The 14555-nt window shown below is 69.2% G+C and carries 15 protein-coding genes and 1 tRNA gene; 7 read left to right on the forward strand and 9 right to left on the reverse strand.

Annotation, left to right across the window (positions count from 1 at the left end):
- The first annotated feature begins 181 nt into the window (after nucleotides 1-181).
- The gene (gene thyA, locus OPU66_RS03320) at nucleotides 182-1078 is read left to right on the forward strand and encodes a thymidylate synthase (protein ID WP_498552185.1); all 897 of its coding nucleotides are present in this window, start codon (nucleotides 182-184) and stop codon (nucleotides 1076-1078) included.
- Nucleotides 1078-1566, forward strand: coding sequence for a dihydrofolate reductase (locus OPU66_RS03325; protein WP_498552186.1), 489 nt, complete (start codon nucleotides 1078-1080; stop codon nucleotides 1564-1566). The genes thyA and OPU66_RS03325 overlap by 1 nt, the downstream gene beginning before the upstream one ends.
- Nucleotides 1567-1647: 81 nt before the next feature.
- Here OPU66_RS03325 and katG read toward each other — a convergent pair whose 3' ends face one another.
- The 3 genes from katG to rpe all read right to left on the reverse strand — a co-directional run bounded on the left by katG (nucleotide 1648) and on the right by rpe (nucleotide 6408).
- Nucleotides 1648-3885 (reverse strand): catalase/peroxidase HPI, encoded by a 2238-nt coding sequence (katG, locus tag OPU66_RS03330; protein ID WP_498552187.1) that lies wholly within the window; start codon nucleotides 3883-3885, stop codon nucleotides 1648-1650.
- Nucleotides 3886-4021: 136 nt separating this feature from the next.
- Nucleotides 4022-5749, reverse strand: a complete 1728-nt coding sequence (locus OPU66_RS03335) for a heparinase II/III family protein (RefSeq protein WP_498552188.1) — start codon at nucleotides 5747-5749, stop codon at nucleotides 4022-4024.
- Nucleotides 5746-6408, reverse strand: coding sequence for a ribulose-phosphate 3-epimerase (rpe, locus tag OPU66_RS03340; RefSeq protein WP_498552189.1), 663 nt, complete (start codon nucleotides 6406-6408; stop codon nucleotides 5746-5748). The genes OPU66_RS03335 and rpe overlap by 4 nt, the downstream gene beginning before the upstream one ends.
- Before the next feature lie 115 nt (nucleotides 6409-6523).
- Between rpe and hisC the strand changes: the two genes are divergently transcribed.
- Both hisC and OPU66_RS03350 read left to right on the forward strand, forming a co-directional pair.
- Entirely contained in the window at nucleotides 6524-7636 is a 1113-nt protein-coding gene (hisC, locus tag OPU66_RS03345) for a histidinol-phosphate transaminase (RefSeq protein ID WP_498552190.1), read from the forward strand.
- Nucleotides 7636-8544, forward strand: coding sequence for a prephenate/arogenate dehydrogenase family protein (locus tag OPU66_RS03350; protein ID WP_498552191.1), 909 nt, complete (start codon nucleotides 7636-7638; stop codon nucleotides 8542-8544). The genes hisC and OPU66_RS03350 overlap by 1 nt, the downstream gene beginning before the upstream one ends.
- A gap of 109 nt (nucleotides 8545-8653) precedes the next feature.
- Here OPU66_RS03350 and OPU66_RS03355 read toward each other — a convergent pair whose 3' ends face one another.
- The gene (locus OPU66_RS03355; RefSeq protein WP_498552192.1) at nucleotides 8654-9076 is read right to left on the reverse strand and encodes a hypothetical protein; all 423 of its coding nucleotides are present in this window, start codon (nucleotides 9074-9076) and stop codon (nucleotides 8654-8656) included.
- Between the two features lie 104 nt (nucleotides 9077-9180).
- Between OPU66_RS03355 and OPU66_RS03360 the strand changes: the two genes are divergently transcribed.
- Nucleotides 9181-9780 (forward strand): TetR/AcrR family transcriptional regulator, encoded by a 600-nt coding sequence (locus tag OPU66_RS03360; protein WP_498552193.1) that lies wholly within the window; start codon nucleotides 9181-9183, stop codon nucleotides 9778-9780.
- Here the strand turns inward: OPU66_RS03360 and OPU66_RS03365 are convergent.
- From OPU66_RS03365 to ftsE, 4 genes are read right to left on the reverse strand one after another with little or no spacing between them, the layout of a single operon-like run.
- A complete protein-coding gene (locus tag OPU66_RS03365) occupies nucleotides 9737-10456 on the reverse strand; it encodes a lysophospholipid acyltransferase family protein (protein WP_498552194.1) in 720 nt (239 codons plus the stop codon). The two genes, OPU66_RS03360 and OPU66_RS03365, sit on opposite strands and share 44 nt — an antisense overlap.
- Nucleotides 10457-10459: 3 nt before the next feature.
- Nucleotides 10460-10987, reverse strand: a complete 528-nt coding sequence (locus tag OPU66_RS03370; RefSeq protein ID WP_498552195.1) for a YdcF family protein — start codon at nucleotides 10985-10987, stop codon at nucleotides 10460-10462.
- Nucleotides 10988-11003: 16 nt separating this feature from the next.
- Nucleotides 11004-11900: a cell division protein FtsX gene (locus OPU66_RS03375; RefSeq protein ID WP_498552196.1), complete on the reverse strand. Its 897-nt coding sequence runs from the start codon at nucleotides 11898-11900 to the stop codon at nucleotides 11004-11006.
- The gene (ftsE, locus tag OPU66_RS03380; protein WP_498552197.1) at nucleotides 11897-12601 is read right to left on the reverse strand and encodes a cell division ATP-binding protein FtsE; all 705 of its coding nucleotides are present in this window, start codon (nucleotides 12599-12601) and stop codon (nucleotides 11897-11899) included. Before ftsE ends, OPU66_RS03375 begins: the two co-directional genes overlap by 4 nt.
- Before the next feature lie 155 nt (nucleotides 12602-12756).
- Here ftsE and OPU66_RS03385 point away from each other — a divergent pair, with 155 nt between their 5' ends.
- On the forward strand, nucleotides 12757-13509 hold the full coding sequence (locus tag OPU66_RS03385) for a zinc-ribbon domain-containing protein (RefSeq protein ID WP_498552198.1): 753 nt from the start codon (nucleotides 12757-12759) through the stop codon (nucleotides 13507-13509).
- A 141-nt stretch (nucleotides 13510-13650) separates the two neighbouring features.
- A tRNA-Leu gene (locus OPU66_RS03390) sits at nucleotides 13651-13737 on the forward strand.
- A gap of 73 nt (nucleotides 13738-13810) precedes the next feature.
- Here OPU66_RS03390 and OPU66_RS03395 read toward each other — a convergent pair.
- The gene (locus tag OPU66_RS03395; protein WP_498552199.1) at nucleotides 13811-14368 is read right to left on the reverse strand and encodes a hypothetical protein; all 558 of its coding nucleotides are present in this window, start codon (nucleotides 14366-14368) and stop codon (nucleotides 13811-13813) included.
- Nucleotides 14369-14555 lie beyond the last annotated feature (187 nt).

Genomic DNA, 14555 nt, shown 5'->3' on the forward strand with positions numbered 1-14555 from the left:
ATCCCCATCACTGGGTGATGTAATGACATACCATCATGCCTGCCGTTACGGCACAAGGGCAATATCGGTTCCGAATCTGCAACGCGATGCACCCGGCGGCGCGCCATGCCGGCGATCTGGCGGGCGGGACGGCAGGGCCGCGGTTGCGCTGACCGGCCGGGTCGCGCAAAGCTGACGCGCAATGACCAACCAAGCCGAAACTGCCTATCTCGACCTGATGCGCCGCGTCTGGCGCGAAGGGGATGAACGGATCGACCGCACGGGCGTGGGCACACGCGCGCTGTTCGGCGCGACGTTGCGCTTCGACCTGTCGGACGGGACGGTGCCGATCCTGACCACCAAGCGCGTCTATTGGAAAACCGCGGTGCGCGAGCTGCTATGGTTCCTGACCGGCGACACCAATATCCGCCCGCTGGTCGCGCAGGGCGTGCGCATCTGGACCGACTGGCCGCTCGACCGTTACCGGCGCGAGACCGGCGAGGCGATCGACCGCGACGCGTTCGAGGCGCGCATCCTTGCCGATGCCGATTTTGCCGCCCGCTGGGGCGATCTCGGCCCGGTCTATGGCCGGCAATGGGTCGCATGGCCGGACGGCGAGGGCGGCACGATCAACCAGATCGCGGCGCTGGTCGACGGGCTGCGCCGCAATCCGGCGTCGCGGCGGCACATCTTCACCGGCTGGAATGTCGCCGATCTCGACCGGATGGCGCTGCCGCCCTGCCACATGACCTATCAATATCAGGTCGCGGACGGGCGGCTGTCGGGCATTCTCTACCAGCGCTCCTGCGATCTGGGGCTGGGCTTTGCGTTCAACATCTTCGAAGCCGCGCTGCTGCTGCGGATGCTGGCGCAGATCTGCGACCTTGCGCCCGGCGAGATCGTGTGGATGGGCGGCGACGTGCATGTCTATCTGAACCACGGCCATCTGGTCGAAGAACAGCTGGCGCGCGCGCCGCGCCCCTTCCCCCGGCTCGATCTGGCGCGCCGGCCGGAGACGATCTTCGACTATCGGTTCGAGGATGTGGTCGTCACCGGCTATGATCCCCACCCGCCAATCGCTGCGCCGGTCGCGGTCTGATGACCATGCCCCCCGCCACCCCCGGCGCTGCCGCCCCGCAGATCGTGCTGGTCGTCGCGCGCGCCGACAATGGCGTGATCGGCCGCGACGGCACCCTGCCCTGGCACATCCCGGCCGATCTCAGGCGGTTCAAGGCGCTGACCCTGGGCACGCCGATGGTGATGGGTCGGCGGACCTTTGAAAGCCTGCCCGGCCTGCTGCCCGGGCGGCGGCACATCGTGCTGACGCGCGGCGCATGGACGGCGAGCGGCGCCGAAGTGGCCACGAGCGTCGATGCCGCGCTCGCGCTGGCCGGCGACGTGCCCGTCGTCTCGGTGATCGGCGGCGCGGAAATCTACCGGCTGTTCCTCGACCGGGCGGACCGGATCGAGCTGACCGAGGTGCGCGGCAGCCCCGATGGCGACACGTTTCTGCCCGCGCTCGCCGGCTGGCGCGAGGCCGCGCGCACCGATCATGACGGCTACAGCTTCGTCACCCTGATCCGCTGACGCGGCATTGCCCCGAAAAAAAGATGGCGGCGCTTCTCCCCGGAGAAGCGCCGCCACGCATTCGGCTTATGGCCGGGCCGGTCAGATGCGGCCCAGATCCATCACCTTCGTCCATGCCTTGACGAAATCGCGCACGAACTTTTCGCGCCCGTCATCGGCGGCATAGATTTCGGACACCGCCCGCAGTTCGGAGTTGGAACCGAACACCAGGTCGACCGGGGTCGCCGTCCACTTGACCTTGCCGGTCGCGCGATCGGTGCCTTCATACAGCCCCTCGGCGGTGGCCGACTTCGCCCACTTCGTCCCCATGTCGAGCAGGTTGACGAAGAACGCATTGTCGAGCCGGCCCGGCGTGTCGGTGAACACGCCGTGCGCCACACCGCCGCTGTTGCCGCCCAGCACCCGCATCCCGCCGACAAGCACCGTCATTTCGGGCACCGTCAGGGTCAGCAGATTGGCCCGCTCGACCAGCATTTCGGCCGGGGACAGGCGGTTGCCTGCGCCGAAATAGTTGCGGAACCCGTCGGCCTTGGGCTCGAGCACGGCAAAGGAGTTGACGTCGGTCTGCGCCTGCGCCGCATCCATCCGGCCCGGGGTGAACGGCACCTCGACCGTCACGCCCGCCGCCTTCGCCGCCTGTTCGACGCCCACGGCACCGCCCAGCACGATCAGATCGGCCAGCGAGATCTTGCGCCCGTCCTTGCGGCCGGTGTTGAAGCCGGTGGCGATCCGCTCATAGACCGGCAGCACCCGCGCCAGTTCGGCCGGATTGTTGACCGCCCAGTCCTTTTGCGGGGCCAGCCGCACGCGGCCGCCATTGGTGCCGCCGCGCAGATCGGTGCCGCGGAAGCTGCCCGCCGCCGCCCAGGCGGTGCGCACCAGCTCGCCGGTGCTCAGGCCCGAGGCCTGAAGCTGGCCCTTGAGCGCGGTGACATCGGCCGGGGTGACGAGCGGATGATTCACCGCCGGCACCGGATCCTGCCAGATCAGGTCTTCCTTCGGCGCATCGGCCCCCAGATAGCGGGCGCGCGGGCCCATGTCGCGGTGGGTCAGCTTGAACCACGCACGCGCAAAGGCATCGGCGAACGCATCCGGATTGCGGCGGAACCGCTCGGTGATCTTGCGATAGGCCGGGTCCATCTTGAGCGCGAGGTCGGTCGTGAACATGATCGGCGCGTGGCGCTTGTTCGGATCATGGGCGTCCGGCACCAGATTGGCGGCGTCCTTGTCGCTCGGCACCCACTGGATCGCACCCGCCGGGCTGCGCGTCTGCACCCAGTTGAACGCATAGAGATTGTCCAGATACTGGGTCGTCCACGCAATCGGGTTGACCGACCACGCGCCTTCAAGGCCGCTGGTCACCGTGTCGGCGCCCTTGCCAGTGCCGCACTTGTTGACCCAGCCCAGACCCTGCTGCTCGACACCCGCACCCGCCGGATCGACGCCCACGCACGCTTCGGGCTTGTGCGCGCCATGCGCCTTGCCGAACGTGTGGCCGCCGGCGATCAGCGCCACCGTTTCCTCGTCGTTCATCGCCATGCGGCCGAACGTCTCGCGGATGTCGCGGGCGGCGGCGAGCGGGTCCGGATTGCCGTTCGGGCCTTCCGGATTGACGTAGATCAGGCCCATCTGGACGGCCGCCAGCGGATTGGCGAGCTGCCGGTCGCCATGATAGCGGTCGGACGCAAGGAACTTGCGCTCCGGCCCCCAGAACACCTCATCGGCCTCGAAATCGTCCTGCCGGCCGCCTGCGAAACCGAAGGTCTTGAAGCCCATCGATTCCAGCGCGACATTGCCGGTCAGCACCATCAGATCGGCCCAGGACAGGCTGGCGCCATATTTCTTCTTGATCGGCCACAGCAGGCGGCGCGCACGATCGAGATTGACGTTGTCGGGCCAGCTGTTGAGCGGCTCGAACCGCTGCTGCCCGCCGGCCGCGCCGCCGCGCCCGTCGGCGATGCGATAGGTGCCGGCGCTGTGCCACGCCATGCGGATGAAGAAGGGACCGTAATGGCCGTAATCGGCCGGCCACCAATCCTGCGACTTGGTCATCAGCGCTTCGATGTCGGCCTTGACCGCCTTCAGATCGAGCTTCTGGAACGCCTCGGCATAGCTGAACTGCGCGCCCAGCGGGTTGGACTCAATGCCGTGCTGGCGCAGCGGCCGCAGGTCGAGCCGCTCGGGCCACCAGTCCTTGTTGGTCATAGGCTGCCCGGTCTGGGGCTTGGCGGCCTGGGCGGTGGCGGTCTCGGCCATCGCCGCGACCGGGGTGAACGCCGTCGCCAGCAAGGCGATCAGCATGGTCTTGGTTGTGCGCATGGATAATCCTCCAGCCTTGGTTGTTTTGGGTCTTGTCGATGGGCTGGAACCGTAACGGCTGCGCGGCGGCCGGGGAAAATCAAAATCTCGGTCAGGATGATCGAAAACGCCGCAGCTGAAAGCGGCGGGCGGCAGATCAGCCGGCGCGGCGCAGCAGCCAGCTGATGCTCGCTCCGCCCGCCGGGGCCTCGCCGGTCACGACCAGCTGCTGGCTGGCGCGCGGGCGGGCATCGGCATCGACCCACAGGCTGTCCTCGACCGACAACAGCCCGCCCTTGGCGCGGAACTGCCACAGCGGCCCGCCATCGGGGCGCAGCAGCGCGCCCTGCCCGTCGGCGGTCAGCGTCACCTCGATGCCCGGGGCAAGATGGAACCGCGCCGCAAATGGCGCCGGGCGGCTGCGGCGGCGGGGCGCGGGAACCAGCATGTCCTCGCCGCGCAGCTCGCGCCCGTCGACGCTCAGCGCCAGCACCCGCTGGTGCACAAAGCCATAGCGCCGGGCATAACCGTCATGGCTGGCCTCGATCCGGCTGCCGCCCTCCAGCTCCTGCCGGTCGATCTCGACCGCGCCGACGCCGCGCCCCAGGCTGCCATCGGCATGGATGGCGGTCGAGTTGGCGTCGTTGACGATCAGCGTCGAATGCGCGGCACTGGTGCGCAGCGCCTCGGCCAGCGCGGGCGGCAGCGTCGCCCCGGCATGGCGCGCGCCGCCGCAGCCGACGATGATCCGGTGCGCGCCGTCGGACAGTTCGAACGCCAGCGTCGACGCACAGCCCGCCGCCAGCCGCGTGACCGGCGGCGGCGCGGCGTCGATGGTGACGACGGTCGCCCCGCCGGCCAGCCGCTGATAGCCCCAGTCGCGCGCCTGCCGCAGCGGCCGGGCGCGCACGCCCGAGGCCGCGATCAGCGGCGCGATCCGGTCCTCGCCCAGCGGCAGCCCGCCCTGCCAGCTGGCCAGCGCACCATCGCCGTGCATGACGCCCAGCAGCGCCGGCACCGCGCGCGCCAGCACCGTTTCCACCGCCGGCAGCACCGGTTCGCGGCGCACATCGTAAACGGCGCGCAACAGGCTGAGGATCGCGATCCCGTCCATCAGCCCGGCGGGCGAGCGGCAGATGGTGCCGCCATCCTCGAAAAAGGCGGTCGACAGCGCGCGTGTCAGCCCGGCTTCACCAAAGATGCGGCGCGGCTCGCCGCCCGGCAGCAACAGGCCGGCGGCGACGATCCCGGCCCAGGCCGCGACCCGCTCCACCCCCTCGGGCACGCGGTCGGCCGCGCGGTCGAGATGGCGGGCGCCGCGCGCCAGCCCGTTGAGCACCGCCGAGCGGTAGATCAGGTCGTTGCTCGACAGGATGAGCGGCGCATGCGCGGTCCAGAACAGGATCCGCCGCCCCCAGAGCGGGCAGGCCCAGGCCGGCCCGCCGATCGTCTCGCCATGCGCGGCCAGCCATTTGCGCATGATCGCTTCGGCCACCGGCGCGCCCTCGGCACGGGTGGCGACGCTCGACAGGTCGCGCAGCCACTGAAAGCCGTGCAGATAGTCATACAGCCCCGGCGACACCGAAAGGGTGGCGAAATCCAGATCGGCGAGCGCCAGCGTCTCGCCGCGCCAGCTGATCCGCCCGGCGAGCAGCGCCCGGCCGGCGACGACATCGCCGAAGATCGGATCTTCGGGCACCGCCAGCAGCTTGAGCGGGAAACGCCCCTTGAGCCGCATCTTGTGCAGCGGGGTGCGCCAGGTGAGCAGGTGCAGCCGGTTGGCCAGACGCTGCGCCAGCGACGCGCCGCGATCATCGTCGAGGCGGATAAGGCGTTTGCCTTCCTCGATCCCGTCGGCGGCGGCGAGGCGCGGATGCTCGGTCATCCGCCGCGCAGCGCCTCGATATTGGCGGCATAGGCATCCGGCCCGCCGCGGAAGGTCGCGGTTCCCGCCACCAGCACATCGGCCCCGGCGGCGATGGCGCGCGGCGCGGTGTCGCGGTCGATGCCGCCATCGACCTCGAGATGGATGGGCTTGCCGATGCGGTCGATCTGCTTGCGGATCGCCTCGATCTTGCGCAGCTGGCTGTCGATGAAGCTCTGCCCGCCAAAGCCGGGATTGACGCTCATCACCAGCACCAGATCGACCTCTTCGAGCACATAGTCGAGCATCTTGGCGGGCGTCGCGGGATTGAGCGATACCCCCGCCTTGCGCCCCAGCGCCTTGATGCGCTGGATCGTGCGGTGCAGATGCGGCCCGGCCTCGGGATGGACGGTGATGATATCGGCCCCGGCCTCGGCAAACGCCTCCAGATAGGGATCGACCGGCGAAATCATCAGATGCACGTCGAACGGCTTGGCCGTGTGCGGCCTGAGCGCCTTCACCACCGCCGGGCCGATGGTGATGTTGGGCACGAAATGGCCGTCCATCACATCGACATGGATCCAGTCCGCGCCCGCCGAATCAATGGCCCGCACCTCTTCGCCCAGACGGGCGAAATCGGCGGACAGGATCGACGGCGCAATGCGGACAGGATGTGTCATCGGGCGGTTTCTCTAGGATGTGCCTCGCGCGCGTGCAACGCCCGTGCGGAAGAGAGTTGTGGATAGCGCCGCGCGCCATTGCGGGCCTGCCGCCAACGGCCTAAGGGGCCGCGCCATGGATCACGCAACGTCACAGGCCCCGGTCGCCAAGGACTGGATCATGCAGATCGCGCCCTATGTCCCCGGGCGCGCCACCACCGATGACGGCCGCAAGGTCGCCAAATTGTCGTCGAACGAAAACCCGCTCGGCACCAGCGCGGCGGCACGCACGGCCTATCAGTCGGCGGCCGACAGCCTGGAACGCTATCCCGATGCGGGCGCGGCGATGGTGCGCGAGGCGATTGCCGCCAAATACGGCCTTGATCCGGCGCGGGTCATCTATGGCAATGGCTCGGACGAGGTGCTGCATCTGGCCGCCGGCGCATTTGCCGGGCCGGGAGACGAGGTGATTTTCGTCCGCTACGGCTTTGCGGTGTACGAGATTGCAGCGCGGCGCGTCGGCGCGACGCCGGTGATCGCGCCCGACCGCGATTATGCGACCGATGTCGATGCGATCCTGGCGGCGGTGACCCCGCGCACCCGCATCGTCTATATCGCCAACCCCAACAACCCGACCGGCACCTACACCCCGCGCGCCGAAATCGAACGGCTGCATGCCGGGCTGCCGCCGCACGTGCTGCTGGTGCTCGACCATGCCTATGCCGAATATCTGGGCGCGGGCGAAGACGATGGCGGCATGGAACTGGCGCAGACCGCGCCCAACGTGCTGATCACGCGCACCTTTTCCAAGATCCACGGGCTGGCGGCGGAACGGCTGGGCTGGGGCTATGGCGCGGCGCCGCTGATCGAGGCGATGCACCGCATCCGCCTGCCGTTCAACATGACCATCGGCGGTCAGCGCGCGGCGGTGGCGGCACTGGCCGACGATGCGTTCGTCGCCACCAGCCGCGATCACAATGCCAAATGGCGGAGCTGGTTCGAAGGCGAGATCGCGGCGCTGGGCAACAAGGGGCTGCGCGCCATTCCGTCGCGCGCCAACTTCGTGCTGGTGATGTTCGAAGGCGCGCTCACCGCCGAACAGGCGTATCGCGGGCTGATGGATGCCGGCTACATCACCCGCTGGCTGCCTGGCCAGGGGCTGGGCAACGGCCTGCGCATCTCGATCGGCACGGCCGATGAAATGCAGGGCGTGGCCGCCGCGCTCAGGGCGCTGGCCGAACGGGCCTGATGCTGCCGTTCAGCCGCGTCTCGATCATCGGGCTGGGCCTGATCGGTTCGTCCATCGCCCGGGCGGTGCGCCAGCACATGCCCGGCGTGCAGCTGGCCGGGCATGACGCCGACCCGGCGGTGCGCGAGACGGCGCGTGCGCTCAACCTGTGCGACGACATTGCCGATCATGCCGGGGCCGCCGTCACCGATGCCGATCTGGTTATCCTGTGCGTGCCGGTGGGCGCAATCGGCGCGGTGGCCGAACTGATCGCGCCCGACCTGCCGGCCGATGCCATCGTATCCGATGTCGGCTCGTCCAAGGCCAGCGTCGCCGCGGCGCTGGGGGCGGTGATCCCGGCTCGGCAGATCGTCCCCGCCCACCCCGTCGCGGGCACCGAGAACAGCGGGCCGGAGGCGGGCTTTGCCAGCCTGTTTCATGGCCGCTGGTGCATCCTGACCCCGGTCGAAGGCGGCGATCCCGTCGCCGCTGCCCGGCTGCAGGCATTCTGGGAAAGGCTGGGTGCCGAGGTCGATCAGATGACGCCCGAACATCATGATCTGGTGCTCGCCGTCACGTCGCATCTGCCGCATTTGATCGCCTATACGATCGTCGGCACCGCATCCGACCTTGAAACCGTCACCCGGTCCGAAGTGATCAAATATTCGGCCGGCGGCTTTCGCGATTTCACCCGCATCGCCGCGTCCGACCCGACCATGTGGCGCGACGTGTTCCTCGCCAACCGCGAGGCGGTGCTCGACATGCTCCAGCGGTTCAGCGAGGATCTGTCGGCGCTCCAGCGCGCGATCCGCTGGGGCGATGGCGACATGCTGTTCGACCTGTTCACCCGCACCCGCGCGATCCGGCGCGGCATCATCGAACAGGGGCAGGACGACGCCCGCCCCGATTTCGGCCGCGCGCACGATTAGCTTGTGCGGCTTTCGCCGCAGGGCCGGTGCCGCGACCACGCAAAACAGCCTGGTGCCGCCCGTGTGGCGGAAGCCGCCCTGAAAACGCGTTCTTCCAAGACAACGGCGATCAACGCCCCGCCAGCACCCCTGACCGCCAGACCGGCAGCAGATAGCCGGCCGTCAACACCGCGTTCGACACGGCGTTGAGACCAAAGCCGGTCAGGATCGACAGCCCCGAATCGACGACGAACCAGATCAGGATCGCGCCGGTCAGCCGCCGCCATGTGCCCGCCCCGTCCGGCCCGGCGCGCAGCGCCGCACCGATGGTCGCCGCCATGGTCAGCCCCCAGCCGATGGTGAGCGCGCCCATCAGCCCGGTTGCAAAGCGCAGCGCCGGGGTGAACGCGGCCGGCTGGGCGGGATTGAGCAGCTCATAGAGCAGATCGACGGGCGCATCGGTCGCCGGATGCGCGCCCGAGGCGAGCACGACGCCGAACATCACCACCGCCGCACACCAGACCGCCAGCCATTTCTTCCAGAACCCGGTCATCGGACAATCTCCCTGCGCCAATATGTAGCGACTGCTACATAGCAGAATATGTAGCGACCGCTACAGCAATTCTGCGCTATGGCCGGCGCGGTGGACAAGATGCGATGGACGTGAAGGACGCGCGGCGCGAGGCCGCCATCGAGGCGATGGCCGATCATCTGCTCGCTTATGGCATGGCCGGGGCGAGCCTGAGGCCGCTTGCCCGCGCGGCGGGGACGAGCGACCGGATGCTGCTCTATTATTTCACCGACAAGGACGAGCTGCTGGCGCTGACGCTCGACCGCATCGCGCGGCGGCTGACCGCGATCCTTGCCGCCGCGCTGCCGCCGGGCACGCGGCTCGGCTGGGCGGCGCTGCTGCGCGCGGTGTGGGCGGGGATGGCCGACCCGGCGCTGAGGCCGTTCATGCATTTGTGGCTCGATCTGGCGGCGGGCGCCGCGCGCGGCACCGAGCCGCAGCGGCGGATCGCCGGCGCAATCGCCGATCTGTTTGCCGGCTGGATCGATGACCGGCTCGACCTGCCGGCGGGCGCACGCACGCCGGCCGCGCATCACCTGCTGGCGGTGATCGAAGGGGCGATGCTGCTCGATTCGCTCGGCCGCCCCGCACTTGCCGAAGCGGCGATCGCGCGCGCCGCCGAACCGGATCCGGGGGCCGCTATCAGCCCGCGCTCACCCCCGCCCCCGCCCCGGGCGACGGATTGAGCGCGTTGATCGCCGCCACCAGCCGCGCTTCCATCTCCTCGCGCGGCAGGCCGGGCGGGATCATCTCGCCGACGCGGAACGTGACGAGGCCGGCATGGCGGGCAAAGCGGCCGCGCGGCCACAGCCGCCCGCTATCGACCGCAACCGGCACGACCGGCAGGCCGAGCATCCGGTAAAGCCCCGAAATCCCGGGCTTGACCGGCGGGCGGCTGCCATGCGGCACGCGCGTGCCTTCGGGGAAAATCAGGATCGGCCGCCCCTCGGCGATCAGCGTGCGCGCCTCGGCCAGCAGCGTCCGCAGCGCGCGGGCGCCGCCATCGCGGTCGACCACCACCGAGCCATAGACGCGCGTCACTCGGCCCCAGAGCGGAATGCGCGTCAGCTCGCGCTTGAACACCGGGCAGGGCCGGTCGAGAAACAGAAAGGCCTGGAGCGTTTCGTACATCGCTTCATGCTTCATCGCGACCAGCACCGGGCCGGGCGGCACCTGCCCTTCCACCCGGTAGCGGATGCCGAGCACCACGCGCGTCGCCCAGTTGTGGATATGGATCCACACATAGGTCCAGCGGATCTGCGCCGGCCGCCCCAGCGCCGAGGCAATGGGCGACATCAGCACGATGAACGCGCTCGCCGGATAGAAAATGAGCATGAAAAGGATCGTGCGCAGCACGGCCATGGTTCAGATCCCGAACAGCGCGGCCCCGCGCCGCAGCAGATATTTGTGATATTCGGTCAACAGCATCCCCAGATCGGGGTCGCTGCGCACCGCATCGCGCAGCACCGTCGTGCCCGGGGGCAGCTGGCGTTCCAGTTCGAACCCCGCGCGGCGCATGTGCCAGTCGGTCGTCACCAGCCGCACCGAGCGATAGCGCCGGGCGCGGATCCAGTCGGCCGCCTCCTCCCCGTTCGAGCGGGTGTCGACCGCATCGCCCAGATCGATGCAGCAGGCGAACAGCCGCGCCGGCACGCCGTAGCGCCCGGCCAGTTCGCGCGGACGGACCAGCGGGTCGACGCCCGAAATCAGCATCCGCCGCGCCTGCCCGGCGGTCAGCACCGCCAGCCCGCGTTCGATCCGTCCGGCCCCGCCGGTCAGCACGATCACCGCATCGGTGCGGCTGTCATCGGCCGGGCGCGGCAGCATGACAACGAACCAGACAAAGCCGGTCAGCCAGACGATCATCAGGGTCGCGAGCAGTCGTCGGATCATGGCGCGGCCGATCGTGTCACAAAATCCGCGCCAGCGCGCGCATCACCGTCAGCCGCGCGGCCACCGTGGCGACCAGCGCCGCCGCCAGCGGCACCGCAAGCAGCGCCAGCCAGCCCCAGCCGGGCATCCCCGCCCCGCCGACCAGATCGGAGCCGAGCGCACCGATCCGCCCGCCGATCAGCACCAGCACGACAAGGCCCGAGCCAAGGCCCAGCCCGCCGCCGAACAGCGCATCGAGCGCGATGCGGCGCTGGAACAGGCGCGCGATCTGGGCATCGGTCGCGCCCAGCAGATGCAGCACATCGATGGTCGCGCGGTGGGTGTTGAGCGCCGCCCGCGCCGCCAGCACGACACAGGCGGCGGTCGCGATCCCGGTCAGCATCACGACCAGCGCCACCAGCCCGCCCAGTGCGCCGGTCAGCCGCAGCACCGGCCCCAGCCAGCGGGCATGGCCGTCGATCCGCGCCGCCGGGGCGACCGCCCGGACCGCGCGTTCGAGCGCGGCGATGTCGGTCGCCCCCGGGCGCAGATCGATATCGATCAGCGCCGGCACCGGCAGGTCGGCGGCCAGCCCGGCCTTGCCCAGCCAGGGTTCGAGCAGCGCGGTCATCTCCTCAGCACCCACCGGGGCGGCGCGCAACACCTCGGGCCGCTGACGCAGCAGCGCCAGCGCGCGGGCCGACTGATCGGCGCGGGCGCTGCCATCGGCCTCGACAACCTGCACGGTCGCGCGCCCCGACATCTGTTCGGCCAGCCGCGCCGAGGCCGCGGCAAGCGCGATGCCGGCGGCGACCGCCAGCACGGTCAGAAACGCCATGATCGCGATCACCCAGGGCATCGGCCCCGATGCCCGCCCCTCGGGCAGCAGCAGCCGGTCGGGCGAGGCGATGCGTGCGCTCAGCCGGTCGATCATGCGCTGGCCCGCGGCGGAAAGCGCAGTGCGCCGGTCGGGTCGTTGAGCGTCCCGCGTTCGAGCCGCATGATCTGCGCGGCGGGCACGCGCGACAGCAATTGCACGTCATGCGTTGCCACCACGACCGTCGTGCCCAGCCGGTTCAGCGCCTCGAACAGATGCATCAGCCGGTTGGCCATGTCGGCATCGACATTGCCGGTCGGTTCGTCGGCGACCAGCATGTCCGGGCGGGCGATGACCGCGCGGGCAATGGCCACGCGCTGCTGCTCGCCCCCCGACAGGGTCGCGGGCCGGGCGCGGGCGCGGTCGGCCAGCCCGACCCAGTCGAGCATTTCGCTGACCGGGGCGATGATGTCGCGCTCCGCCGCGCCGGCGACGCGCAGCGGCAGCGCGATATTGTCGAACGCCGACAGATGCGGGACCAGCCGGAAATCCTGAAACACCACGCCGATGCGGCGGCGCAGCGGCGGCAGCCCGTCGCGCGGCAGCGTCACGATATCCTCGCCGAACAGCCGGATCAGCCCCCGGCTCGGCCGCTGCGCCAGATAAAGCAGCCGCAACAGCGTGGTCTTGCCCGCCCCCGACGGCCCGGTCAGGAAATAAAATGCGCCCGGGGCAAGGCTGAAGCTCAGGTCCGACAGGGTTTCGGCGCCCGTGCCATAGCGCAGGCCGACATTTTCAAACTGCACGATGCTCGCCACCGCGCGCTCCCCCGTCGCAATCCCCGGCCGGCATCGCCGCCGGCCCGTTCGATCCGGCCCCCATCGCATGGCCCGGCGGCGCGCGTAAAGCGCCGTGCTTGCCTGCGCCGGAAGAGCAGGTCTAGAAGGAAGGCTGAAAGGGGCCGTTAACCAAGATGATCCTGCAATGCCCGAACTGCCGGACGCGCTATGTCGTGCCAGAAAGCGCGATCGGCCCGGCCGGCCGGTCGGTCCGCTGCGCCGCTTGCCGGCACAGCTGGTTCCAGGATCCGCCGGAGTTGGACGAGGCGGCACCCGCCGATGCCCTGCCCCCGGCCGCACCGCCCGCCGACATCGCCGATGCCCCGGTCGCACCCGAAGTGGCGGATCAGGCCGCGCCGCCGCGCTTCATTGACGATGCCGTGGCCGATCAGCCGCCGGGGCCGGTGATCGAGCCGGATTATGGCCCGATCGACGACACCGTCCTTGCCCGCCCGCGCCGCAACCCGGCCCGGCGCTGGACGATCGCGGCGATTGCCGCCGGGCTGATCCTGCTGCTCGGCGTTGCCGCGATCCAGTATCTGGGGCTCGACATGGTGCGCCAGCGCCTGGGGCTGGGCGCGGGCGACGGGGAGGTCGCGCTGCTGATCGATCTGGAAGGCCGGCCGGAACGGCGGACGCTGGCCAGCGGCAATGAATTGTTCGCTCTGTCCGGGCGGATCACCAACCCGACCCGTGCGCCCCAGACCGTGCCCGACATCAAGGCCGAGCTACAGGACGGTCAGGGCCGGATCGTCTATCGCTGGGTCATCACCCCGCCCGCCCGCACGCTCGCGCCCGGGGCGGTGATCCGCTTCGACGCCGCCGAATATGATGTGCCGGCCGGCGTGCGCGAGCTGAAGCTCAGCTTTGCCGGCAGCCGGGGCTGAACCGCCCCGAACGCTCGCCCCGCATTTTGCCGCCATATGCGTGTTGCGCGGCGCAAAACCCTCTGCTAGAGGCCGCCACCTACCAGCGCCGGGACCTCCCCGGCGGACGTAACCCGGGGCATCCCGGCTGACGTAAAGTGTGCGGTCGTGGCGGAACTGGTAGACGCGCAACGTTGAGGTCGTTGTGGCCGAAAGGCCGTGGAAGTTCGAGTCTTCTCGACCGCACCATTACCCAAGGAACTGCTGACGCCTTTAATGAGCGGCGCGGTGCACACAGGGCTGCACCGGCGTCTGCGAGCCGTCAGCTCACCTGCCTGACGATGAAGGTCTTGTCCCACTCCAGGCCCGCGATTTCCGCGGCCGAGCGCAAGAATCCGCGGGCCTCGTGATCCTTGTTATTGGTCGCGACGAAGTACCCGGATTTCAGCTCGGCCGAGTGATTATGCGGATGCGGAACATCATAAAGATCTTCGCGATTGCGCGCGACAGGCCGCTTGGTCCGCTTCTTATCGTCCGATAGTTTTTCGAGGGTACCAGGGAATTTCTCCTCGATGATATTCAATCCCTCGATAAGCATTTGGGTAGCACTTCCAACCGTATAAATCGCCTCTCCAGTTTCGATTTCATACTTTCTTACAACTCGCTTCGCCTGGCCGAGCAGCGAGATGATGCGCTTTTCAGGCACGGAGCCCGGCCGCACGGGCACAAGCGCCTCGATCGCAAAATCGAACCGCATTTCTGGAGTTGGAAAAACTCCCACGACCAGCCCTTCTGCATCGTCAAGCCAAGCGTGCTCGAACCGCGTCGACACAGAGACGAGCGCATTTGCCAAGCGCTTGAGTTGAACTATCGCTGCCATCAAAGCCTCCTTAATTCTTGTAAGGCTTATAAGTCGTAATGGGCGCACGGTCAACCCGTCGAGGTCACACACCAGCGGATCGGCAATCGTCCGCCGACAACGGAAAATGATAACCCGCCGGTCCCCGATTGCGCCTTTCCACGCGCCGGTCAGGCCTTTAGCCTCGCCCCCAAACCAGATCGGGGGG

This window comes from Sphingomonas sp. URJC2 (assembly GCF_059803575.1).